The organism is uncultured Citricoccus sp., assembly GCF_937871995.1.
Lineage (GTDB): Bacteria > Actinomycetota > Actinomycetes > Actinomycetales > Micrococcaceae > Citricoccus.
The window spans coordinates 33,303-55,672 of the sequence record NZ_CALMQR010000008.1 but is presented as its reverse complement, the minus strand read 5'-3'; the positions used below and the strand labels follow the sequence as shown (position 1 = coordinate 55,672).

21 protein-coding genes are annotated in these 22,370 nt (G+C 70.9%); 12 read left to right on the top strand and 9 right to left on the bottom strand.

Annotated features, from left to right (window positions below):
* Together Q0283_RS00630 and Q0283_RS00625 are read right to left on the bottom strand one after the other, a co-directional pair.
* The coding region (locus Q0283_RS00630) for a dihydroxy-acid dehydratase (protein WP_298041950.1) at positions 1-905 on the bottom strand (905 nt) is incomplete at its 3' end.
* Between the two features lie 122 nt (positions 906-1,027).
* Positions 1,028-1,849, bottom strand: a complete 822-nt coding sequence (locus Q0283_RS00625; protein WP_183528746.1) for a nitrilase-related carbon-nitrogen hydrolase — start codon at positions 1,847-1,849, stop codon at positions 1,028-1,030.
* A 126-nt stretch (positions 1,850-1,975) separates the two neighbouring features.
* Here Q0283_RS00625 and Q0283_RS00620 point away from each other — a divergent pair, with 126 nt between their 5' ends.
* From Q0283_RS00620 to Q0283_RS00605, 4 genes are read left to right on the top strand one after another with little or no spacing between them, the layout of a single operon-like run.
* Positions 1,976-2,239: a hypothetical protein gene (locus Q0283_RS00620; protein ID WP_183528744.1), complete on the top strand. Its 264-nt coding sequence runs from the start codon at positions 1,976-1,978 to the stop codon at positions 2,237-2,239.
* Positions 2,236-3,765 carry a cytosine permease gene (locus Q0283_RS00615; RefSeq protein WP_298041949.1) on the top strand — a complete coding sequence of 510 codons (1,530 nt, stop codon included), beginning with the start codon at positions 2,236-2,238 and terminating at the stop codon, positions 3,763-3,765. Before Q0283_RS00620 ends, Q0283_RS00615 begins: the two co-directional genes overlap by 4 nt.
* Entirely contained in the window at positions 3,762-4,889 is a 1,128-nt protein-coding gene (locus tag Q0283_RS00610; RefSeq protein WP_298041948.1) for a Zn-dependent alcohol dehydrogenase, read from the top strand. Before Q0283_RS00615 ends, Q0283_RS00610 begins: the two co-directional genes overlap by 4 nt.
* A 59-nt stretch (positions 4,890-4,948) precedes the next feature.
* Entirely contained in the window at positions 4,949-5,596 is a 648-nt protein-coding gene (locus Q0283_RS00605) for a TetR/AcrR family transcriptional regulator C-terminal domain-containing protein (RefSeq protein WP_298041947.1), read from the top strand.
* A 44-nt stretch (positions 5,597-5,640) separates the two neighbouring features.
* On the opposite strand, the gene Q0283_RS00600 is transcribed toward Q0283_RS00605, so the two are convergent.
* Both Q0283_RS00600 and Q0283_RS00595 read right to left on the bottom strand, forming a co-directional pair.
* Entirely contained in the window at positions 5,641-8,193 is a 2,553-nt protein-coding gene (locus Q0283_RS00600) for a penicillin acylase family protein (protein WP_298041946.1), read from the bottom strand.
* 358 nt (positions 8,194-8,551) lie between these two features.
* Positions 8,552-9,076, bottom strand: a complete 525-nt coding sequence (locus Q0283_RS00595) for a hypothetical protein (RefSeq protein WP_298041944.1) — start codon at positions 9,074-9,076, stop codon at positions 8,552-8,554.
* 249 nt (positions 9,077-9,325) lie between these two features.
* Between Q0283_RS00595 and Q0283_RS00590 the strand changes: the two genes are divergently transcribed.
* The 6 genes from Q0283_RS00590 to Q0283_RS00565 all read left to right on the top strand — a co-directional run bounded on the left by Q0283_RS00590 (position 9,326) and on the right by Q0283_RS00565 (position 13,963).
* Positions 9,326-10,609: an MFS transporter gene (locus Q0283_RS00590; RefSeq protein WP_298041943.1), complete on the top strand. Its 1,284-nt coding sequence runs from the start codon at positions 9,326-9,328 to the stop codon at positions 10,607-10,609.
* A gap of 173 nt (positions 10,610-10,782) precedes the next feature.
* Complete coding sequence (locus Q0283_RS00585) at positions 10,783-11,031, top strand: GlsB/YeaQ/YmgE family stress response membrane protein (protein WP_298041942.1); 249 nt, start codon at positions 10,783-10,785, stop codon at positions 11,029-11,031.
* A gap of 249 nt (positions 11,032-11,280) precedes the next feature.
* A complete protein-coding gene (locus Q0283_RS00580; protein WP_010145090.1) occupies positions 11,281-11,484 on the top strand; it encodes a cold-shock protein in 204 nt (67 codons plus the stop codon).
* Positions 11,485-11,698: 214 nt separating this feature from the next.
* Complete coding sequence (locus Q0283_RS00575; RefSeq protein ID WP_298041940.1) at positions 11,699-12,268, top strand: hypothetical protein; 570 nt, start codon at positions 11,699-11,701, stop codon at positions 12,266-12,268.
* Between the two features lie 3 nt (positions 12,269-12,271).
* Entirely contained in the window at positions 12,272-12,838 is a 567-nt protein-coding gene (locus Q0283_RS00570; RefSeq protein WP_298041939.1) for a hypothetical protein, read from the top strand.
* A gap of 168 nt (positions 12,839-13,006) precedes the next feature.
* Complete coding sequence (locus tag Q0283_RS00565; protein WP_298041938.1) at positions 13,007-13,963, top strand: zinc-binding dehydrogenase; 957 nt, start codon at positions 13,007-13,009, stop codon at positions 13,961-13,963.
* 79 nt (positions 13,964-14,042) lie between these two features.
* On the opposite strand, the gene Q0283_RS00560 is transcribed toward Q0283_RS00565, so the two are convergent.
* Genes Q0283_RS00560 through Q0283_RS00550 form a run of 3 tightly spaced genes read right to left on the bottom strand, consistent with a single transcriptional unit; the run spans position 14,043 to position 17,113 of the window.
* Positions 14,043-15,251 (bottom strand): cytochrome P450, encoded by a 1,209-nt coding sequence (locus Q0283_RS00560; RefSeq protein WP_298041936.1) that lies wholly within the window; start codon positions 15,249-15,251, stop codon positions 14,043-14,045.
* 22 nt (positions 15,252-15,273) lie between these two features.
* Complete coding sequence (locus Q0283_RS00555; RefSeq protein WP_298041934.1) at positions 15,274-16,314, bottom strand: PDR/VanB family oxidoreductase; 1,041 nt, start codon at positions 16,312-16,314, stop codon at positions 15,274-15,276.
* 10 nt (positions 16,315-16,324) lie between these two features.
* Positions 16,325-17,113 (bottom strand): coniferyl-alcohol dehydrogenase, encoded by a 789-nt coding sequence (locus Q0283_RS00550; RefSeq protein ID WP_298041932.1) that lies wholly within the window; start codon positions 17,111-17,113, stop codon positions 16,325-16,327.
* A 251-nt stretch (positions 17,114-17,364) separates the two neighbouring features.
* Here Q0283_RS00550 and Q0283_RS00545 point away from each other — a divergent pair, with 251 nt between their 5' ends.
* Positions 17,365-18,741 carry an aldehyde dehydrogenase family protein gene (locus tag Q0283_RS00545; RefSeq protein WP_298041930.1) on the top strand — a complete coding sequence of 459 codons (1,377 nt, stop codon included), beginning with the start codon at positions 17,365-17,367 and terminating at the stop codon, positions 18,739-18,741.
* 292 nt (positions 18,742-19,033) lie between these two features.
* Here the strand turns inward: Q0283_RS00545 and Q0283_RS00540 are convergent, their stop codons facing one another.
* Positions 19,034-20,413 (bottom strand): MFS transporter, encoded by a 1,380-nt coding sequence (locus tag Q0283_RS00540; protein ID WP_298041928.1) that lies wholly within the window; start codon positions 20,411-20,413, stop codon positions 19,034-19,036.
* 175 nt (positions 20,414-20,588) lie between these two features.
* On the opposite strand from Q0283_RS00540, the gene Q0283_RS00535 reads away from it, so the two are divergent.
* Positions 20,589-21,587 carry an MBL fold metallo-hydrolase gene (locus tag Q0283_RS00535; protein WP_298041926.1) on the top strand — a complete coding sequence of 333 codons (999 nt, stop codon included), beginning with the start codon at positions 20,589-20,591 and terminating at the stop codon, positions 21,585-21,587.
* Positions 21,588-21,593: 6 nt separating this feature from the next.
* Here the strand turns inward: Q0283_RS00535 and Q0283_RS00530 are convergent, their stop codons facing one another.
* Entirely contained in the window at positions 21,594-22,319 is a 726-nt protein-coding gene (locus Q0283_RS00530; protein ID WP_183528716.1) for an IclR family transcriptional regulator, read from the bottom strand.
* Positions 22,320-22,370 lie beyond the last annotated feature (51 nt).

The following is a 22,370-nucleotide window of genomic DNA, read 5'->3' as shown; positions in this document are numbered from 1 at the left end:
GTGCGCGACCACTCGTCCAGCCGCTCCTGCCCGATCCGCAGCCCGGCCCGCCCGGCGATCGCCTCCAGGTGGATCACCGCATTGGTGGACCCGCCCATCGCCGTGATCGCCCGGAACGCGTTCTCCAGGGACTGCAGCGTCACCAGCTCACCGGGCACCTCCCCGCGCCCGACGGCGGCCACGATCGCCTCCCCGGTGTCCCGCGCCACCGCGCGGCGGGCCTGGCTCACCGCCGCCGGCAGGGTCGACCCCGGCAGGGCGAAGCCGAGCACCTCGGCGACCGCCGCCATCGTGGTCGCCGTGCCCATCACGTTGCAGGTCCCCACACCCACGTTGACCGAGCCCTCGAGTCTCTCCCAGGCGCCGTCGTCGAGCGCGCCCACCCGGCGCTGTTCGCACAGGGGCCAGACGTCGTCCACGGTGAACTCGGGATTGTCCTGGAAGCAGGACACGGGGCGCGGGCCCGCCGCGACGACCAGGGCGGGCAGACCGGCGCTGAGGGCGCCCATGATCTGGGCGGGAATGGTCTTGTCGCACCCGCCGAGCAGGACGACGCCGTCGATGGGGGAGGCGCGCACCATCTCCTCGACGTCCATGGACAGCAGGTTGCGCAGGTACATGCTCGAGGGCCGGGAGAACGGCTCGGAGATCGAGATGGTGGGGAACTCCAGGGGCAGCCCGCCGGCCGCCCGGACCCCGGCCTTGACCTCCTCGGCCAGCGACGACAGTCCCGCGTTGCAGGGGTTGAGTTCGCTGGCAGTGGTGGCGATGCCGATCACGGGGGAGCGGCGCACGTCCTCGGCGCTGAACCCCTCACCGCGCAGGAACGCCCGGTGCAGCAGGCCGTCCTGGCCCGGGCCGCGGAACAGCGCACCGCCGGCGCGGTGGATTCCCTCCTGTGACATGCAGGTCCTCCTGGGGGTCGATCTGGGGGTCGATCTGGGGGGCTCGATCCCGATGGGGACAGTGAACCACGCCGGGCCGCGGTGCGGGGCGGGTCTTCCGTGTCAGCGGTCCGGCACCCCCATCAGCGGCCGAGGTCCTCGAGATAGGTGTTGAGCCCGCGGGCGTGCTCGACCATGGCGGCCCGCACCGGGGCGACGGCCACCCCCTCGGTCGAGGCGTCCATCAGCACGGCATGGCGGCCGGCCGGCGTGGCGATGCACGAGTAGCCGGTGAACCCCTCACCGGCGTGGTTCGCGTAGGCGATGTAGAGACCGTTCTCCAGCGCCCGCGAGGGGACCTGGAGGGTGGACGTGAGCGTCGCCGAGTACCGGTCCTCCGGAGCCGGGGCCTCACCGTCTAACGGAAGCGGACCGGGGTCGTCGAGGACCGGGACCGCGGTGGGCACCAGCAGGACCTGGACGCCGTGCCGCGCCTGCGCCCGGGCGAACTCGGGGAACTCGACGTCGTAGCAGATCCCCAGCCCCCAGCGGAGCCCGCGCCAGTCCACCGGCAGGCCGTAGTCATCACCCGGGGCGAAGTACTGCCGCTCGGTCGCCCCGTAGAGGTGGCGCTTGCGCACCCGGCCGATCTCACCGTCGTCGGGATCGAAGAAGGAGGCGGAGATGTGGGACCGGCCCCCGGCGGTGTCCACCGTGGAGGCGACGAGCCCGACGCCCGCCCGGCTGGCGACCCGGACCAGGCGGCCCCGGATCTGCTCGGCATCGTGGGTCCACGCCGTGGCGGGGTCGTATCCGGTGGCGAACAGCTCGGGAGTGACCACCACGTCCGCGCCCTGCGCGGCGGCCTCACCGACCCAGCGCTCCAGGACCGCGAGGTTCCGGTCCACCTCGCCGGGACCGGCCGCGGCCTGGACGATGCCCACCCTCATCTGACGTTGCGACATCTCGGACCTCCCTGGACGGACGCGGACCCCGGCCCGCGCTGGCTCTTGACACCTCCAGTGTGAGCGCTAACACTTTCATAACCAAATGCCATTGGATAATCCAAGCCCCGGCCCCCAGGAGCTGCCATGAACTCCCGCCGCCACGAATTCCCCCACCGGGAGGACGCCCTCGCCTGGGCGCCCCCACGCCTCACCGCCACGGCGGAGCTGACCGACGTCGGGATGCCCGCCCACGTGGCGGACGAACTCGAACGCAGGATGGCCGCCGTGGCCCACGAGGAGGCCACCGGCGAGGACTCGCGCCGGCCCCTGTCCGCACGGGAGCTGACGGGGTACGTCCTGACGACCGTGGCCATCTGCCTCCTCGGCCTGCTGGTGGTGATCGCGTGAGCGAGACGGGTGAGGCGGGCGAGGCGCGCGCGACCCGTCACCATAGGGAATCGGCGGAGCAGGAACTGGACCGGGAGTCCTCCTACGGCACCTTCCCCCTGCTGAAGCACGAGCGGACCTGGTCCGGCTGGGACTTCACGTGGGTGAACACCGCGCTGGCCATCGCCACCTGGGCCTTCCTCGTGGGCGGATCCACCGCACTGCTGGTCGGCTTCCAGCAGGGGGTGGCCGCCATGATCATCGGCAACGCCATCGGCCTGTGCTTCATGGTGCTGGCCTCCGTGGTCGCCTCGCAGCGCTACGGCAGTGAGCAGTACACGCTGCTCCGGGGCGCCTTTGGCGTGGTGGGGGTGGGCATCCTCGTCTTCACCGTCATCCTCGTCACGGAGATGGGCTGGTCCGCGCTGCTGGCCATCATGGCCGGCCGGGCCGCCTCGCAGGTGGCCTCCACCGTCAGCGGGGTCGAGCTCGACCAGTACGGTCCGGCCGTGGTGGTCGGTGCGCTCCTGGCCATCCTCCTGGCCTGGTTCGTGCTGTCCCGCGGTCCCGTGACGATCGGGAAGTTCAACAAGTGGATCGCCCCCGGCCTGGCCGTGATCACCGTGGTCATGTTCGGGTTCCTGGTGGTCAACACCTCGTGGGGCGCGTTGCTGGACGCGGCCCCGCTGGCGCCCTTCGACGACGCGACCCTGAACTTCATGGTGGCCGTCGAGTTCAACGTGGGCGTGGGGGTCTCCTGGTACCCCGTCATGGGATCACTGGCCCGGATGACCGTCTCCCGCAAGGCCGCCGTGTGGCCGGCGTACGGCGGACTACTGGTGGCGACCCTCATCGCCCAGATGGTGGGCATGGGCGCCGCTCTGACGCTGGGCGACTCGGACCCGACCCTGTGGATGGTTCCCTTCGGCGGGCCCGTTCTCGGCGTCGCGGTGCTCGTCTTCATCGCCTTCGCGAATATCACCTCGATGTCCTCGATCATCTACTCCACGATCCTCGCCATCCGCCAGTCCTCCGGCCGGCTCCTGGCGCGCATCCCCTGGACCGTGCTGACGGCGTCGTTCTTCGTCCTCCCGGCGATCCTGTCCTTCTTCCCCCAGTTCATGTACGAGCAGTTCATGGTCTTCGTGTCCGTCTCCGGAGCCTTCCTGACGGCCGTGTGCGGCGTGGCCGTGGCGGACTACTTCTTCCTGCGCCGCCAGCGCATGGACCTGCGCGAGCTGCACCTGGCCCAGCACGGTCAGCTGTACGCCTACCCCGGTGGGGTGAACGGGGCCGGCATGCTCGGGCTGGTGGCCGGGGCCGCGTTCTACCTGTGGCTCTACAACCCGATCACCCTGGACACGCAGCCAGTCTTCTCGGTGATCACCGCCTCCTTCCCGGCGGCGCTGGTGGCGGCCGTCGTCTACCTGCTGGCCACAGCCCTCATCCACCGCGGCCGCCGGCTCAGCCCCGAGCCCGTGCCGGTGCCGGTCACGACTGGCACCACATCCACCGCACCCACGCAGGCGAAGGAAGGCCGCGCATGACCACCACGATCGACACGCTGACGGCTCGCGCGGCGGTGCACGCAGGGTCCGGGCAGGAGATGACGCTGCACCAGGTGGAGGTCGCCGTCCCCGGGCCGGGACAGGTCCGCGTGCGGCTGCGGGCCTCCGGGGTCTGCGGTTCGGACCGGCACGTGCTGGACGGCGACTGGACGCTTCCCTCGCCCACCATCATGGGCCACGAGGGTGCCGGCGTCGTGGAGTCCGTGGGCCCCGGCGTGACGGAGCTGCAGGCGGGTGATCACGTGGTCCTCACCTGGTTCTACCCCTGCCTGTCCTGCTCCGCGTGCCGTGAGGGACGGTCCTGGGTCTGCACGGGGTCGCGCTCGGAGGAATGCCTCCTGCCCGACGGCACGACCCCGCTGTCCATGGACGGCCAGGCCGTCTACCCCTACCTCGCCGTCGGCTCCATGGCCGAGTACGCGGTCGTGCCGGTGCAGGCCGCGGTGCGGATCCCCGCGGACGTCCCCTTCGACGTCGCCGCACTCATCGGCTGCTCGGTCGCCACCGGCGTGGGCGCCGTCGTGAACGACGCCGAGGTCAAGCCGGGCCGCTCGGCCGTGGTCATCGGCAGTGGAGGGGTGGGCCTGTGCATCGTCATGGGACTGAGACTGGCCGGCGCCGAGCCGATCATCGCCGTCGACGTCAACGACGCGTCCCTCGAGCTGGCCCAGGGGTTCGGGGCCACCCACGCCATCAACTCCTCCGGCAGGACCACCGAGGACGTCGCCCGGGAGATCAAGGAGCTCACCGACGGCGGAGCGGACTACGCGTTCGAGGCCATCGGCCGGGTGGAGACCATCCAGCAGATGCCTCCCTTCCTCACCCGCGGCGGAACCGCGGTGGTCGTCGGGCTGCCGCCCCAGGACCGACCGGTGGCCCTGGACCTGCTGGCCTTCGCCGAGAACGGCCAACGCCTGCTGGGCTCCAATTACGGGAGCACCGTCCCCGCCCGGGACTTCCCCCTGCTGGCCCGGTTGTACCGGTCGGGACGGTTGCCGATCGACCAGCTGATCACCCGGCGCCGGCCCCTCGACGAGGTGAACGAGGCGTTCGAGGACATGCGTGCCGGCGCTCGCGGCCGGACGGTGGTGCTCCATGAGTGACCGCCGGCGGCCCCACCGCGCCGGCCCGGGCCCGCGCGGCTGAGTGCCATACTCCTGTCATGGCGCGCCCCCTGCAGAAGATCCTGTCCCGCGAGCGCATCGTCCGGACCGCCCTGGACATGCTGCGCCGCGGGCGGGAGTTCACGATCCCGGCCCTGGCCGCGGAGCTCAAGGTGCACCCCTCCTCCCTCTACCACCACATCCCCGGCGGCCGGGACGAGATCGTGGACCTGATGCGCGCCGAGCTGTACGCGGGGATCGACCTCGAGTCCCTGTCAGACCATGGGATGCCGTGGGAGCAGCGCCTGCGCGGCTGGGCCCACGCCTATCGGCAGGCCACGGCCGGGGCGCCCTGGCTGCTCCCGGTCGTGGTGGGCCAGCCGGTGGACGACCGGCCGACGCAGGCCATCTACGAGGTCCTGTTCGCCCTGCTCGAGGAGGCGGGGCTGCCGGAGGACGAGTGGATGGCGGCGGCCACCATGCTCGACGTCATCGTGCTGGGGTCCGCCCTGGACGCCTCGTCACCGGTTCCGCTCTGGCAGAACGTCGCACCGGAGTTCACCCGGCTGACGGGCCCCGTGGCGAGCCGTGACACCGAGACACGCAAGCTGGACGGGTTCGCCATGGCCGTGGATGCGGCGCTGGCCTGGATCGGACGGCGCAGCCCTCGGTGCGCGGCGCAGCCGGCCGGCGGTCCCGCCCGATAGCGCCCGGCTCGGGGGCGCGGGCTCCGGGCGGGACCTGACCCCGCTCAGCGTGCGGACTCGATGACCTCCCCGTCGTCGGTCAGCACGGTCGTGGACTCCGCGGCCCGGTCCACCGACCGGCGGGTCAGGTGCTCGTCCTTGCACTCGAAGTCCCCGTACATCTCCAGCTGGTCGCTGTAGTGCTCGTCCCGGGTGCCGTCCGGGGCGATGAACCCGCTCTGGCCCGGAGGGGCCACGGTGCACATCTCGGCGTCGCGCCCGTCCAGGTGCACCATGTTGTTCTCCGTGCCGCGGTTCATGTAATTCAGTGCCGTGAACCGTTCGTCCTCACCGGCCTGGTCCACGCCGATGAAGTTCTTGTGACTGAACGTGTGCTGGGCCATGGGCGCCTCCCAGTCCGCCGGATCGCTCCCGTGCTCGGCCTCGAGCTGGTCGATCGCCTCCAGGTAGGTGGCGGCCAGCACGCTCGGGCCGTCCTCGCCGTCCAGCAGGTCCACGTGCTGCTCCACGCCGGCCTTACGCCCCAGCAGGGCGTTGTAGACCAGCTTGGTGCCGTTGGCCGGCCGGGCGACGCCCGCCTCGGGATAGATGTTCTGGGCGTACTGCCGATAGACATCCTCGGGCAGGTCGTCGGCCAGGACCTCCTCGAAGAGCCGCGGCAGCCAGGCGCGCATGATCGCCGGCTGCGGATCGTCGTAGAGGCCGTCGCCGTCGTCGTCCCTGGCCTGGCCGTCCCAGTCCAGGACCAGGTCGATCAGCTCGCGCTCCTGGCTGCGCGGGTGGTACGTCTTCGCGGCCTTCTCCAGGGAGGGGCGCAGGTAGCGGATGTTCAGGTCCGCGAAGCTGGTGGTCTCGATGATGTCCCAGGACTCCTCGGGCGTGAATCTCCGCTGGGACTCGAGCTCGGCGATGATCTCCTGGACCCGGTCCACGGGAGACCAGTTGCCACTGTCACCCACGGCACCCGGGCCGGCCTGGTTGTTCCAGTTGGCGATGTACCCCTGCTTGGGGTTGTAGGTCTGCGGGTTCTCCGAGAAGTCCCGGATGCCCTCCCACTCCATCGAGCCGTCACCGGTGGCGGGCACCCGGGCATCCTGACCTTCGGGGCGCTTCGGCATCCTGCCGGGGGAGACGTAGCCGATGTTGCCCCGGCGGTCCGCGTAGTACCAGTTGATGCTGATGCCCATCTTCTGGGCCTCGTCCAGGAAATCGTCCCAGTCTCGGGCCTTGGTGACGTCCACCCACGCCATGAGCGACTGCACCTCGGTACCGGTCCAGGACCGCTTCTTCGCGTACGCCGTGTTGTTCTCCGTGTCGATGCTCGTCACGGTGCCGTGCACGGTCGAGTAGACGGTGTGGGTCACCGGCTCGCCGTCCTTGACCTCGATGGTCTCCTGCCGCTGTTCCATCTGCCGCCACTGACCCTGGTACCGGTACTGCGTGGGGTCCTCGGGGTTCAGCTGTTCCTGGTAGACGTCGTTGACGTCCAGTGGCCCGGCCGTGGCACCCCACGAGGTCTTCCTGTTGGTGCCGAAGATGACCGCCGGGTAGGCGAAGGGGGTGTTGCCGGTGACGTCGTATCCCGCGCCGTGCAGGCCGATGCCGTACACGTAGGAGGGGTTGAACCAGCCGAACTGCGGGCCGTTGACCAGCGTGGAGCCGCCGCCCCGGGTCTTCTTCTCCCCGGTGATCCACAGGTTCGAGGCCTCCGGCCGGTCACCGGGGGCCGAACCTCCGCCGTTGGCGCGCATGCGTTCCACGCCGTCGTCGCTCAGGTCCGTGTCGATGGGGGACAGGCCCGACGCCGTCGCGCTCGCCCGCGCAGCCTCCTCGCGTTCCTGCCCGCCGGGCAGGTGCTTCGGCGCCCGGGTGTCCTTGCGCGGCTGGGTGGTGGGTGCGGTGGGGTCCTCGGTCCACAGGATCTGGTCGAACAGCTCCCGGCCCTTCTCCTCGCCGTGCTCGTCGACCAGGGACTGCAGGGTCTGCAGGTTGGCGACCTCACCGGTCGAGTCGGAGAACCGGTTGGCCATGGTGCCGATCCAGATCATCGCGACGTCGTACGCGGTCCACTCCTGCGGGGTGAAACCGTGGTCCGAGAACTGCTTGGGCAGCAGGGTGCCGGGGTCCGCCTCGATCTGGCGCAGGTGCCGGTTCATGCCCTCGGCGTAACCGGCCAGCACGTCCAGGTGCTCCTTCGGCAGGTCCTCGAGCTGGGCGCGGATGGCGGCCGGATCGAAGGTGGCGCGGGTGCGGCGGTCGATCTCCACGTAGTCCGGTCCCAGCACCTCGGCCGAGGTGCCGAGAACGGCCCGGCGGGCCATCTCCATCTGGAACAACCGGTCCTGGGCCACCACGTATCCGTAGCCGTAGAACACGTCGAAGGTGGTGTCCGCGTAGACGTGGGGGACACCGTACTGGTCCCGCTTGATGGTGACGTCCTCGGACGGTTTCTGGACCTCGCCCGCGGTGGCGGCCGAGGCCACAAGGCCAGCGGCGGTGCCGGTGCCGGTCCCGGTGGTGGCCGCGGCCGGCGCGAGCGCGGCCAGGGACAGGGTCAGGGTGAGCGCCACACCAGCGGTGCGCTTGACGTTGTTCATGCGTGAGTACCTCACTCGAGTGCCTATAGCGGGTGATCGCGCTCCCGGCAGCTGGTGGATGCCGGGCCCCCTCGGCCCGGATGCGGGCCCCCTGCGATCGCGTGGCTGACTGACCGTTCGGTCAGTGATCCACGTCACAGGAAAGTATCAGTGGTCACCGAGGTGGTCAATCACATGACGCCATGGGGCGGGCGGGCGCGCCTGGCGGACGGCGGGTCCTCCTGGGAATGTGCCGCGGTCGCGGCTGTCCACTGAGTGGCTGGTGGGACTCGTCGAGCGGGATGACGCCGTCGAGGGGGGTCCCCGCGCCCTGGGGGCGGCGGGGTGCGGCGGGAATGGCTGAGGGCTCCCGGGGCCGTCAGGCGGCGAGGGAGTGCGCGGAGGCGTCCTCGAGGAACTCGGGGGCCTCGGGCACCTGGTAGAACCCGTCCAGGATGTCCATGAAGTGGGTCATGAACTCGTGGAAGTCCTCGGCCTCCTGGTCCTGCAGCAGCATCAACGCGTCGTCTTCGACCACGCCGGTGGAAGCGCTGAGGGAAATGTGCGCGGTGTCCTCGACCTCGAAGCCGGCGCGGAAGCCGGTGACGGTCTCCACGCGGTACCCGGTGCCGGTGTCCGCCAGGGTGGCCACGTTCGACAGGTCGATGCTGGAGACCGGGCCGGCCGCACGGGCCGTCACGCGGGGCGCGTCGCCACCGGCCTGCGGCGGGCGCGTCAACTCGACCGGGACGAGCACGAGTTCCAGGGGCGTGTGGCGATAACCGATCACCAGGGCCGTGCCGGGGGTGCAGGACTCCGCGTAGACCACGCTGTAGTCCCCGTGATTGATCACCTGAGTCTCGAACAGCTCATGGAGCGCACGCGTGACATCGTTCCCGTTCATGATGCACCAGCTTAGCCCATCATGTGACCGCCGTCACAATCGTGACGAGGGGCGATGACGAGAGGTGGTGAGATCGGTCTCTGCCGGGCGTCCTTCGTCAGGCTCGAGCCCTCTTCGCGTGCTGCGCCCAGGGGGCGGCTCCCCGTGAGGGGCGGGATCTCGTCCCCGGCCGTGGGCATCATGGGGAGTAGACTCCGCCCGCATGCGTCCGGGCGGCCCGTGACCTGCTGATCGATGAAAGAAGGCGCTGTGCGATTCCTCGCTCCCCGTGACCGGCAGGGTGCTGCTCGCGCAGCGGACGGTGTGGCTCCGGCCGGTGACACTCAGTCGCGGCGAACCCTGGGAACCGTCCCGGTCCTGCTGGCCGTGATCGCCGTGTTCGTGGCGGCCATCAACCTGCGCGCCGGTATCGCCTCCCTGGGGCCCGTCCTCGGCGATGTCCTGGACGCCTTCGACGCGGCCGGCTGGCTGGCCGGAGTGGTGACGGCCATCCCGGGGCTGTTCTTCGCACTGATGGGCCTGGCCGCCGTTCCGCTGGCGCGACGGCTGGGATTGAGCACCGCGCTGACGGCCGGCATGGTCCTCACGCTGATCGGCCTGGCGGTGCGCCCCTGGGTGGGGCAGATCTGGGTGTTCATCGTCCTCACCGCGTTCGTGGTGGCGGGCATCGCCCTGGCCAACGTGCTCCTGCCGGCCTGGATCAAGAACCACGGGCGGCACCGCACGGTGGCGCTGATGACGGTGTACACCGGGGTGCTGGGGGTCTCAGGCGCCGTCGGCCCGCTGAGCGCCCTGTTCTTCCACGGCGAGGACGCCTGGCGGTGGGCCCTGTTCGTCTGGGCCTCGTTCGCGGCCGTGCAGGTGGTCGTGTGGGTGATCGTCTCGGCGCGCACCGGCTTCGACTTCCCGTCGGTCAGCATGAGCGGGGCCGAACCGGGCGGCTCATTGTGGAAGGCCCCGACGGCGGTGTTCCTCATGGCGTTCTTCGGCCTGCAGTCGATGAACGCCTACGTGCAGATGGGCTGGCTGCCGCAGATCTACCTCGACAGCGGGGCCCCGGCCTCTGTGGGAGCCGTCGCCCTGGCGCTGATCGGCGCGCTGAACATCGTGGGCGGCCTGGTCATGCCGTTCCTCATCAGCCGGGTGCACAACCTGACCCTGTTCCCCGTCCTGTTCTCGGTCCTCTCGGCCACCGGGTACCTCGGGCTGTACGTCGCCGCGGACCTGATGCCCCTGCTGTGGGCGCTGTTGCTGGGCCTGGGCGGGTTCTGCTTCCCCACCGCCCTGGCACTGATCGCCGCCCGCAGCCGGACCGCGCTGGTCACGGCCCGGCTGTCCGGGTTCGTCCAGCCGTTCGGGTACTTCGTGGCCGCCGCCGGCCCGCTGCTGGTCGGCATCGTCTACGACATCACCGGCCAGTGGTCGGCCATCCTGCTGGCCCTGGTCGCCGGGACCGTGGCCATGGCCATCGCCGGATTCCGTGCCAGCCGCCCGGGGTACATCGACGACGAACTCGCGGCCCCCACCCCCTAGGGGAGGTGTCCCGGCCGCGGCCCCGGAACGAAGGTCACACCGGTTCGGGTGCGGCGTCGATGAAGATGTCCGCTAGGTTCGATATTCGGCCCTGATGAGGCGAGACCCGGTTCATCGGGGCCGGAACAGACCAGTTCATCATCGAGAGAGGACCCAGTGTGATCGGATTTATCGTGGCAGGACTTGTCATCGGCGCCCTTGCCCGCCTGATCAAGCCAGGCAAGCAGAACCTCGGCCTGGTGGCCACCCTGCTGTTGGGGCTGGCGGGTTCGGTGATCGGCGGTGTGGTTGCCAACCTGTTGGGCACGGGGGACATCTTCGAGCTCAACGTCCTGGGCTTCGTGGTGGCCGTGATCGCCGCAGTGCTGTTGATCGGCGTCGCGGAGACCCTGGTGGGGCGCAACCGCACGCGCACCCGCTGACCGCTGCCCGCGCTCGCCGGTCCGCCGGTGGGCGCGGGCGTTCAGCAGGCGTCGGGGAGCGCATTAGGTCCCTGACGATTTGTGCCGTACGGTGGTACCAGAAGTAGTAGTAGCAGTAAGTCCGTCACATTTGCGGACCGGGAAGCCCTTCGGGGCTGAACGGGGCGTCGAGAAGCGGTTCGCAACATGCCGCTTCGCCCCCGCTGGAACCTTCAGTGGGTATACACCCCGAATAGAAAAGAGGCCACCATGGCCACCGGTACCGTCAAGTGGTTCAACGCTGAGAAGGGCTTCGGCTTCATCTCCCCGGACGACAACTCCGCTGACATCTTCGTTCACTTCTCCGCCATCGAGGGCTCCGGCTTCAAGGAGCTGCAGGAGGACCAGAAGGTCGAGTTCGAGGCGACCCAGGGCGCCAAGGGCATGCAGGCCTCCTCGGTCCGCCCGCTCTGATCTAGTCAGACGCACGAAGCGGCCGCTCTCCCCCTCGGGAGGGCGGCCGCTTTGCTGTGCCCGGGAGCCGGGCCGCGAGGCTCGCCCGTGCGCCGCCGCCACCTCCCGGATGATCGCCCACGCCTCGTTACCGGATCGGTACACAATCTGCATTGACGGTGTGAAGCAATGATTTCATCATGGGGGCACCTATAGCGTTCCACCGGAGTAGACAATGTCCATTCACCGGGGGGCCATGGGAGTGCTGGCCGCCCTGTCCCTGAGCGCCACGCTCCTGGCCCCCGCCACCGCCTCATCGGAGACCGACGCCTGTATGGCCGGGAGCGGAACCTCCCACCCGGACAGCGCTGCGACGGGAGTCTGCTGCGTCACCCAGACGAATTACTCGCTGGCCAGCAAGGGCGTGCGCATGCCCTTCAGTGGGGTGCCGACGTTCAAGAACGGTCCCGGCGGGAAGATGGTCGTCGCCCGGTCGTACTCGGGCAGCGTCTCCGCGCAGGTGGTGGCCGGCGCGGAGGCCGAGGTCGGCGCCGTGCTGGCCCGTGCCACGGCGTCCCTGAGCACGTCCCTGGCCAGCGCGAACTCCACCGCCTCCACGAACACCTATGAGCGCCACATCTCCCGGGACAAGTACGGTAATGCCCGGTACGTCTCCTGGGGCCAAGAGGTCTCCTACCGGAAGTTCCGGATCAACCGGGACTGCACCCGCACCACGCTGGCCAGCGGCAGGATCCAGTACCCCAGTGACTCCGAGGGCTGGTACTACTGGGAGACGGGGAGCTAGGCCATGGACGCGCGCCCGGGTGCCGGTGCAGGCGGACTGACTCCCGGTCTGCGGCGTGGCCGGGTGCGCGCGCTGTCCACGATCCTGGGCCTCGCCGCGGCCGGTACCCTGCTGGTCGCCTGCTCCGTGGGCTCACCGCAGGCCGCGACACCCACCCATCCCGGCGACGCCGCCACCCCCGCCACTTCCGTCGCGAGCAGGCAGGCCACACCCGCCCCGGAGGATGACGGATCCGCGAGCGCGGCGGGGGAGGAGTTCACCGTCAGTGAGCGGCGCCAGGACGCCATCGCCGTCGCCCAGGGCTCCGAACACCGCGTCGACGCCGCCACGCTGACCCCGGCCGAGGCCGGGGTGACCTACGTGGTCCACGCCGCCTGCGCCGGCCACGGCTGGATGCGCTACCGGCTGACGGTGGACGACCTCGAGGTCTCCGCCAGTCGGCTGCGGTGCGGGCGGGACGTGGTCAACACGGCGTTCACCGCCGAGGGCGGCGAGCGCGTGCAACTGCACCTGGAGGCCCCCGCCGGGGAGGGTGCCGGCAGCCTGGCCGAGGTCGTCCCCGCGCCCTGACCCTCGCCCCGGGATGATCGGAGCGGGCATCGGGGCGGGGTTGCGCCGGTAGCGGAGCCCCCGGAACCGCCACCTCACCCGGGTCTACGCTGGCCGTGTGCGCCTCCGACGAGGGCGACGCCGGGACGGACATCGCCCCGCAGTTCAGTGTGGAGAGAGGTTGATGGCATGAAGGCCTGGCAAATCGTGGGAACGGACCAGCCGTTGGAGCTCAACGAGGTCCCGGAGCCGACCGCCGGCCCCGGTGAGGTGGTCGTGGACGTCAAGGCCTCCGGCGTGTGCCACTCGGACGTCACCACCATCGACGATCCCGGCTGGATGGCGCTGTTCCAGCACGGCCTGCCGCGCACCATGGGCCACGAGTCGGCCGGCGTGATCAGCCAGGTCGGCCAGGGCATGGAGCACTGGAAGATCGGGGACCGCGTGGGCCTGGCCCCGGTGATGTCCGACGGCGACGCGCTCGGCTACGGCAAGTGGGACGGCGGCTTCGCCCCCAAGCTCCGCGCGACGGACGACAACCTCGTCGCCCTGCCGGACGAGGTCCCCTTCGACCTCGGGGCCATGGCCACCGACGCCGGCCTGACCTCCTACCACGCGATCATGACGGTGGGCGGGGCGAGGAAGGGCATGAAGGTCGGCGTGATCGGCCTGGGCGGGCTGGGCTACATCGGCGCCCGGGTGGCCGCACTGACGGGCGCGGAGGTCTACGGGGCCGAGATCAACCCCGAGACCCAGAAGCTGGCCGACGAGATCGGGCTGGCCGGGGTGGCCGACTCGATCGACGCCTTCAAGGACAAGGGCCTGGAGCTGATCGTGGACTATGCGGGCTTCGGCACCACCACCGCGGCCGCGCTCGAGACGCTGGCCGAGTTCGGCACGCTCGTGCAGGTCGGCATGGGCCGGCTGGAGTCGACGATCAACACCTACCCGCTGATCGTCAACCAGCTGAGCATCAAGGGCTCGAAGTCCGGCACCAAGGAGGACCTGGCGGGCATCTACGAGCTGATGCGCTCCGGCCGGCTCACCCCGCCGATCAACCACATCTCCCACGCCGAGATCCCCGAGGCGATCGACAAGCTGCGCACCGGCGGCGTGATCGGCCGGTTCATCGCGATGTACGAGTGAGGATGTGCGAGTGAGGTAGCACGGAGAAGGCCGCACTCCCGTGGGGGAGTGCGGCCTTCTCGTCGGGCGACGCCGGGTGTCAGCTGTTCGGCACCAACCGCAACGGCATCCGGGCGAAGCCGCGCAGCACGTTGTGGATCCACGGGGTGACCTCACCGGTCAGCTCGATCCGGTCCACGCGCGTGGCCAGCGCCTGCAGCATGAGCTCGATCTCGGTGCGCGCGATCGGTTGCCCCACACACTGGTGCAGGCCCATGCCGAAGGCCACGTGGCCGGAGGCGTTGCGGTCCAGGTCGAACACGTCGGCGTCCTCGCCCCACTTGCGCGGGTCCCGGTTCGCGGCCCCCATGAACAGCAGGATCTTGGAGTCCGCCGGGATGTGCACCCCGCCGATCTCGGTGTCCACGGTGCTGGTGCGGTGGAACATCTGGAAGGGCGACTCCACGCGCAGCGCCTCGTCCACGGCGAACTTGGCCAGCTGGGGCTTGGCCTTGAGCTTCTCCCACTGCTCGGGATACTTGGCCAGGTTGTAGAGGGTGTTGCCGATGCCGAAGATGGTCGTGTCCACGCCGGCGGAGAGCAGGGCCCGGACCAGGAGGGTGGCCTGCTGGGGCTCGATCCGCCCCTCGTCGGCGACCGTCCAGATGTCCGCCCCGAGCCCGGTCTCCGTCAGGTTCTCCCGCTCGCAGCTGTCCATGACCCAGGCGGCCACGCGCTCGCCCTCCTGGAAGGCCGCGGCGCGGATGTCATTGTCCGCCCCGAAGGCGTTGAAGACCATGGAGCCGTACGGCAGCAGGTTCTCGCGCCCGTCCGGGCGCAGGCCCACGGCGTCCGGGAACACCTTCAGCGGGTAGCGCTCGGCGATGTCCACGATGCCGTCCACGTCACCGCGCCGGGCCACCTCCTCGGCGAGCTCCTCGGCGAACGGCGCGAACTGCTCGCGCAGCCGGCGCATGGTCGAGGGGGAGATGACCCCGGCCAGGCCGCGGCGCATGACGGTGTGCGTGGGCGGGTCGGACTCCAGGATCGACGGCGGGCGCCACTCGGCCTCCTTACGGATGTCCTTGGGGCCCAGGCCGCCGCTGGAGCAGTAGGACTCGAAGTCGGTGAGGATCTCGTAGACCCACTCGTAGCGGGTGACGGCGTAGCAGCCGTGCTTCTCCAGCCAGACCACCGGTCCGGCCTCGCGCAGCTTCTCGTGCAGCGGGTAGGGGTTCGAGATGTTCTCGATCGTGAAGGGGTCGTCCGGCAGGGAGACGACGCTGGTGGGGGACATCGTGACGGTCATGGATTCTCCTGGTGGCGTCGGGTCAGAGGTCGAGGACGAGCTTGGGGCAACCGGCGGCCGCGCGGGAGACGCAGACCATCATGCAGTCGCCGAACCGCTTCTCGTCCTCGCTGAGGATGGCGTCGCGGTGTTCGACCTCCCCGCTGACCACGTGGGTCTCGCAGGTGCCGCAGATCCCGCCGCGGCAGGAGGACAGGACCCGGACGCCGTGTTCCTCCACGGCCTCCAGGATGGTCTGGTCCGGGGCCACGGTGACGGTCTTGCCCGTCTGGGTCAGCTCGACCTCGAAGGGCTCGGCGCTCGCGCCGGCGTCCAGGCTCGCGGCCACGAACCGCTCCGTGTGCAGGACCCCGGGGGGCCAGCCCATGCAGTAGTCCTCGATGACGCGCAGCAGCGGCTCCGGGCCGCACGCGTACACGAGCATCTTGGCCCGCGGCAGGGCCAGCAGGCCCTCGAGGTCGATCCGGCCGACCTCGTCCTCGGGGAAGAGCAGGATCCGCTCGCCGTACCGCTCGATGAGCTCGTCCGCGAACGCCATCGACGCGCGGGAGCGCCCGCCGTAGGCCAGGCGCCATTCGCGCCCGGCGGCCTCGGCGGCCTCGATCATCGGCAGGATGGGCGTGATGCCGATGCCCCCGGCGATGAACAGGTACTTCCGGGAGTCCACGAAGGGGAAGTTGTTGCGCGGGCCGTTGATCCGGATCACGTCACCCTCGGCCAGGGACCGGTGGACGTACTCGGAGCCGCCGCGGGAGTCCCGGGTGTGCAGCACCGAGACCTGGATGCGGCTGCGGTCGGCCAGCGGCGAGCACAGGGAGTACTGGCGCACGTGGTCCGGCAGCACCAGGTCGATGTGGGAACCGGGCTCCCAGCGGGCGAACTCCGAGCCGTCGAGGGTGCGCAGCGTGAGGCGGCGGACCCCCTCGGCGAGGGTCTCGAGCCGCTCGACCACGACCTCCTCGAGGTCGTGCCCGAAGCGGCCGGCGTGCTCCGGCTCGGGGGCCACGGCCGTGGCGGCGGTGCCGGAGGCGGTGCTGGAACCGGTGTCAGGGATGCTCTGCATGATGCCTCCTTCAGACGGCCGCGGAGGCCAGGGTGGTGACGGTACGGTGGGCGGACAGCCCGCCGTCCACGCACAGGTCGGTGCCGTTGATCCAGGACGCCTGCGGGCTGAGCAAGAACGCGATCACCTCGGCGATGTCCTGCGGCTGGCCGGCCCGGCCGAGCAGGGCCACCGCGCCCTCGACCTTCTCGCGGCCATGGTCCTTCTTGAAGTCCTCCAGGATCGGGGTCTGCACCGGTCCGGGGCTGACCGAGTTCACCCGCACCCGGCCCAGGTGCTCCGAGGCCTGCACCTGGGTCAGCCAGCGCACGCACTCCTTGGAGAACCGGTACGAGTTCCCGGTGACCTCCGGATCCCCGGCGACGGTGGCCAGCGCCTCCGCGGGGTCCGCGGCCTGGACGAAGCGGGCGACCTCGAGCTGGCGGGCGGCCCAGCCGGCGGCCACGTTCGAGGCCAGGTTGACGACGGCACCGCCGTCGGCGATCTTCGGCGCGAGCAGGCGGGTCAGATCGCGCACGCCGAACACGTTGACGGCCAGCACCGTCTGCCACGGCGCGGTCCCGGGCACCCCGGCGATGTTGAGCAGCCCGGCCACCCCCTCCGGGACCCGGCCGGCGACGGCGGCCACGCCCTCGGGCGTGGAGAGGTCGCCCTGGATGAAGGTGCCGCTGAACTCGGCGGGGACATTGCGGTCCACGCCGATCACGGTGGCCCCGTTCTGCTGCAGCAGGGCCGCCGTGGCGGCGCCGATGCCCGAGGCGACGCCGGTGACGACGAGGGTCTTCCCATCGAGATTCATGGGTATGTCCTTCCGGTGGTCCGCATCCGATCCTTCCCGAGACGCCCCGGAGTGCGGGATGCGACAGGATGATGATGCCTGGTGACGGTGTTTCCACCCACTATGTGGCGTTAAGCACGCGGACATCAGCCCAACTTTTTACTGGACGAAAAGACACGTGGGGTGGCTCACAGCCGAGCGCGCAAGCTGGAACCCAGGAAGCGCGCCCACCGGCCGGTGGGCGCTTCAGCCGTTGAACCCGAGGAGGACGCGTGACCGCGACCTATGCAGTGATCGACCCGGCCACCCTGGAGCCGGTCGGCGACGTTCCGCTCCACCAGCCCGAGGACGTCGAGCGCGCCATCTCCGCCGCCCGGCAGGCCTCCCGCGCGTGGGCCGCGGACCGCGAGGCCCGGCGCTCGGCCCTGCGGGCCGCCGCCGGCGCCATCGCCGCGGAGGCCGAGGACCTCGGGCGCGTCCTGTCCCTGGAGCAGGGCAAGGTGTGGACCGAGGCCACCCAGGAGTTCCGGGTGGCCGCCGGGCTGTTCCGGCACTACGCGGACCTGGACTGGGACCTGTCCGAGACGCTGCCCCCGCGGGACGGGCGCCAGGTGCAGGTCCAGTACGCCCCCGTCGGGCTCGTCGGGGCCATCACCCCGTGGAACTTCCCCATCTCCCTGCTGGCCGTGAAGCTGGCCCCGGCCCTGGTGACCGGGTGCACCGTGATCGCCAAGCCCTCGCCGTCGACCCCGATGTCCACCCTGGCCCTGGCCGAGGTGCTGAACCGCTTCCTGCCGGCACACGTGCTGCAGGTGGTCACCGGCCGCGGCGTCCTGTCCCGGGCGCTGTCCGAGATGCCGGGCGTCCGGAAGATCTCCTTCACCGGGTCCACCGAGATCGGGGCCGCGATCATGGCGCAGGCCGCCCCCACGGTGAAGAAGGTGACCCTGGAACTGGGCGGCAACGACCCGGCCATCGTCCTGCCCGACGCCGACCTGCAGGTCACCGCCCAGCGGATCGTGGCCTCGGCGTTCCGCAACGCCGGACAGGTCTGCATGGCCGTCAAGCGGGTCTACGTCCCGCGCGCGCAGAGCGCGGAGCTGACCGAGGCGCTCGTGGCCGCGGCCTCCGCCCTGCGCGTGGGCCACGGCGTGGCCGAGGGCACCACCATGGGCCCGATGCACACCGAGGCCCAGCAGCGACTCGTGAAGGACTACGTCGACCAGGCCGTCGCCCAGGGCGGGCGGATCGCCCACGGCGGCCGGCACGGGACGACCCTCCCCGGGTACTTCCTGGAGCCGACGATCGTGGCCGACGCCCCGGCGTCCTCGGAGCTGGTCTCCTGCGAGCAGTTCGGCGCCGCGCTGCCCGTTGTCGCCTATGACGACCTGGACGCCACGATCGAGGGACTCAACGCCCAGGAGTTCGGCCTGGGGGCCTCGGTCTGGTCCCCGGACCTGGACCGGGCCCACGCGGTGGCCTCCCGCCTCGAGGTCGGCACCGCGTGGATCAACCAGCACACCGTCGTCGAGCTGGACGCGCCCTTCGGCGGCTGGAAGGGCTCGGGCCTGGGCCGCGAGCGCGGCCGCTGGGGCCTGGCGGAGTACCTCGAGCCGCGCACCGTCAACGCCCGGTCCCACACGGACTGAGCCCCACGGTCCGCGAGCCGCACGGCCGGCTCGCGGACCGCGCGTCGGTCCCCAGACGCAGCACAGTGGCCCCGCACCGAACGGTGCGGGGCCACTGTGCTGGGTGCCGTCCGTCCCTGCGTGCCGGGCCCGATCGGCGGACGCCTCGGCCCTCGGCGCCCCGGCGGTACACGGGCCGCCCACGCAGGTCGCCCACGCAGGTCGCCCACGCAGCCCGCCCGGCGGGGAGATCCCCACCGGGCGTTCTGGCACGCGGTGCCCTGCGACGCGGCCTGGCCGTCGTCGGGCGGGCTCAGGCCTCGATGCCGAGCTTGCGGCGCTGGCGCTGCTGGTTGACGAAGACCAGGGCCAGCAGGCCGAAGGCCGTCAGCAGCACCGCGGTGACCTGGAAGGCCAGCTGGTAGCCGTCGGCCGGCGTCACGGCCCGGCCGATGAGGAAGCCGCCGATGGCCGGGGCGAAGACGCCGCCGGTCGTCAGCACGGCGTTGGCCACGTTCAGGTGGGCCCCGCGCTGGGAGATCGTGGTCAGCTCACCGACGATCAGGTAGGTGATGGCGAACAGCGCCGGGGCGGTGCCGAAGCCGAAGCTCATCAGGGCCAGGGCCAGTGCCGGGGAGGCGACGAGGGTGGAGGCCAGCAGGGACAGCCCGGCCGCGGTGCCGGCCAGGCCCAGGGTCCAGCCGCGGGAGCGCCGGCTCGGCACGCCCCGCTGGTCCAGGCGCTGGATCATCGCGTTGAGCCCGATCGTCGCCACGACGCCCCAGGCGGCGGGCAGGGCGATCAGCGCACCGGCCTGCTGGCCGGAGAAGCCCATGACGTTCTGGAAGTAGGCCGGGCCCCAGGACATGGCCAGGGTGAAGGTCCAGTAGCCGAAGAAGGACGCCAGGACCGCGAACAGCCACGTGGGATTGGCGATGGTCTTGAAGAACGGGACCTTCTCCTCGCTCACGCGCGGGGCCTCGGGCAGCGGGGCCTGCACCGCGGTGCCCTCGATCTCCCGTTCCACGGCCAGGGACGTGTACGGTCCCTCCTTGCCCAGCCACATCCAGACGGCGCACCAGGCCACGCCGACCACGGCCAGCGCCACGAAGGCGGTGCGCCAGCCGTGCTGGGTGACCACCCAGGCCAGGACGGGCGCGAAGGCCACGATGCCGAGCGTCACGCCCGAGGAGGCCACCGCGGCGGGGGTGGCGCCCTTCTTGGAGGGGAACCACTTGTAGATGGCGTGCATCAGCACCGGTGCGAGCGGGCCCTCGCCGGCGCCCAGGGCCAGCCGGCTGATCCACAGGGCGGGCAGCGTGGCGAAGACGACCACGGGCATCACGGACAGGGACCAGATCAGGCACATCACCAGCAGCAGGGTCTTGGCCTTGATCCTGTTGGCCAGGGGGGCCGCCACGAGCTGGGCCAGCCCGAAGGTCAGGAACATGGCGCTGGAGACCAGGCCGAACTGCTCCGGGGTGATGTCCAGTTCCTCCATCAGCGGCACGGCGGCGATGCCCAGCACGGCCTTGTCCGCCCAGCTCAGCATCATCAGGAACAGCAGCAGCCCGGTCAGCATCCACGCGTACCGGGTGCGCTTGCGGGGGGACCAGTACCGGGGGTCGCCGCTGTCGAAGGGCGGGGCGCTCGGCAAGCGGGTCTGCGCCGTGGGCGCTTGGGTGAGGGTCATCGGATTCTCCTGTGAGGGGACCGTGGGGGTCGGTGAGGAACGTCTGCAGGCGAATCTAGGAGCGTGTGAACTGGGGCACATAGGTGGCTTTTCGTCCAGTGAGAAGTGGGCCTGAGGGGGAGGCGGATGGTCGGGCACAGTGGGGGAAACCACTGGAACCACGGAAGGCCCCCACATGGACGACCACCGCAGCACCGCGCACCCCGACCAGGACCGGACCGGGCTGAAGGTCGTCACCCTGGGCACGGCGGCCGGACCGGCGATCCGCTCCGAATGCGCCGGCATCGCCACGGCGATCATCGTGGACGGGGTCCACTACCTGGTGGACTTCGGCCTGGGGATCACCCGGGCCTCCCACGAGGCCGGACTGCGCGGGGAGAACCTGCGGGCCTGCTTCGTGACCCACCTGCACTCCGACCACGTGGCCGAGCTGCCCGCCTACCTGCTGTGGAACTGGGGCCAGCCCGTGCAGGGCTTCACCGAGCCCGTGAAGATCCTCGGGCCCGGTTCGGCGGACCCGGAGGCGGGCGCCGTGGGCCTGGCCGGGCTGGTCGACCACGTGCTGCGCGGTTACTCCTACGACATCGACGTGCGCATCGTCGACGAGGGCCGCCCGCCGCTGTACGACCTCGTCACCGTGGAGGAGATCCGCCTGCCGGGCTCCGCCGCCGGCGCCACGGGGGAGTCGACGCCGGCCATGGAGCCCTTCCTCGTCTACGCGGACGAGCGGGTGCGCGTCAGCGCGATCCTGGTGGAGCACCCGCCGATCTTCCCGGCCTACGCGTTCCGCTTCGACACCGCCTACGGATCCGTGGTGGTCTCCGGGGACACGACCGAGTCCCAGAACATGGTCCGGCTCGCCGCCGGCACGGACCTGCTCATCCACGAGAGCGTCTACCTCGACTTCTACCGCGCACGGGACTTCGGCCCGGAGTTCCTCAATCACCAGCTCATCGCCCACACCACCCCGGAGGGGGTCGGCCGGGTGGCCACCGCGGCCCGGGCGGGGCGCGTGGTGCTCTCCCACCTGGCCGGCGTCGCCACGGACGAGCAGTGGACGGCGGGCGTGCGGACCGAGTACGACGGGCCGGTCACCGTGGCCCGGCCGGGCACGGTCTTCGAGGTCGTCGGCAGCGGGACCCTGGCGGGAGCGGGTGTGGGCACGTCCGCCTGAGCCGTCCTAGACCGACCGGTTCAGGGACCGGGTGATCGCCGCGGAGGCCACCTGCAGGGCGGGCACGATCCGCTGGAAGTCCGTGATACGGGACAGGTTGACGATCCCCAGCGCGGCGATCACCTCGCCCTCCATCCCGCGGACCGGCACCGCCAGGCCGTAGGCCCCGGAGGAGTGCTCCCCCTCCGTGGTGGCGTACCCGCGCTCGCGCACCCGCTCCAGCTCCTCGTCCAGGCGGGGCCGGTCGGCGATGCTCTTGCGGGTCTCCGGGGTCAACCGCGCGGCGGCGGCCTCGACCACCTCGGCGGGACCGTGCGCCAGCAGCACCTTCCCGCCGGCGCTGGTGTGCAGGGGCAACCGGTCCCCGGGGCGCGCGATCGGGGCGCCGACGCGAGTGCCGGCGATCCGGTCCAGCAACAGGGCCTCGGTGCCGTCGAGGATGAACAGGTTCACGATCTGCCGGGTGGCGAAGAGGACGTCCTGCATGTAGGGCGCGGCCGTCTGGCGCAGCCCGCGCTCCAGCGGGGCGAGCAGGCCCAGCTGCGCGATGCGCGGCCCCACCGCGTAGGAGCCGTCCTCGCCGCGGCTGAGGGCCCCCCACTCGGCCAGGTCCCGCAGCAGCCGGTAGCAGGTGGCCACGGGCATGCCGGTACGGCGGGAGATCTGGGACAGGTTCTGGCGGACGTGCTGGGCGTCGAAGGAGCCCAGCACCTCGAGCGCCCGCGAGGTCACGGAGCGTCCTGGAGCGTGTGCGTTGCCGGCCACGGACCCGCCTTATCACTG

Excerpts from the sequence above, each read along its gene's own strand:
- Q0283_RS00550 (WP_298041932.1), bottom strand. The coding sequence starts at position 17,113 with ATGAATCTCGATGGGAAGACCCTCGTCGTCACCGGCGTCGCCTCGGGC.
- Q0283_RS00620 (WP_183528744.1), top strand. The coding sequence starts at position 1,976 with ATGAACTCCCGCCGCCACGAATTCCCCCACCGGGAGGACGCCCTCGCC.
- Q0283_RS00610 (WP_298041948.1), top strand. The coding sequence starts at position 3,762 with ATGACCACCACGATCGACACGCTGACGGCTCGCGCGGCGGTGCACGCA.
- Q0283_RS00575 (WP_298041940.1), top strand. The coding sequence starts at position 11,699 with ATGTCCATTCACCGGGGGGCCATGGGAGTGCTGGCCGCCCTGTCCCTG.
- Q0283_RS00625 (WP_183528746.1), bottom strand. The coding sequence starts at position 1,849 with ATGTCGCAACGTCAGATGAGGGTGGGCATCGTCCAGGCCGCGGCCGGT.
- Q0283_RS00595 (WP_298041944.1), bottom strand. The coding sequence starts at position 9,076 with ATGAACGGGAACGATGTCACGCGTGCGCTCCATGAGCTGTTCGAGACT.
- Q0283_RS00540 (WP_298041928.1), bottom strand. The coding sequence starts at position 20,413 with ATGACCCTCACCCAAGCGCCCACGGCGCAGACCCGCTTGCCGAGCGCC.
- Q0283_RS00565 (WP_298041938.1), top strand. The coding sequence starts at position 13,007 with ATGAAGGCCTGGCAAATCGTGGGAACGGACCAGCCGTTGGAGCTCAAC.
- Q0283_RS00560 (WP_298041936.1), bottom strand. The coding sequence starts at position 15,251 with ATGACCGTCACGATGTCCCCCACCAGCGTCGTCTCCCTGCCGGACGAC.
- Q0283_RS00605 (WP_298041947.1), top strand. The coding sequence starts at position 4,949 with ATGGCGCGCCCCCTGCAGAAGATCCTGTCCCGCGAGCGCATCGTCCGG.
- Q0283_RS00535 (WP_298041926.1), top strand. The coding sequence starts at position 20,589 with ATGGACGACCACCGCAGCACCGCGCACCCCGACCAGGACCGGACCGGG.
- Q0283_RS00555 (WP_298041934.1), bottom strand. The coding sequence starts at position 16,314 with ATGCAGAGCATCCCTGACACCGGTTCCAGCACCGCCTCCGGCACCGCC.
- Q0283_RS00580 (WP_010145090.1), top strand. The coding sequence starts at position 11,281 with ATGGCCACCGGTACCGTCAAGTGGTTCAACGCTGAGAAGGGCTTCGGC.
- Q0283_RS00600 (WP_298041946.1), bottom strand. The coding sequence starts at position 8,193 with ATGAACAACGTCAAGCGCACCGCTGGTGTGGCGCTCACCCTGACCCTG.
- Q0283_RS00570 (WP_298041939.1), top strand. The coding sequence starts at position 12,272 with ATGGACGCGCGCCCGGGTGCCGGTGCAGGCGGACTGACTCCCGGTCTG.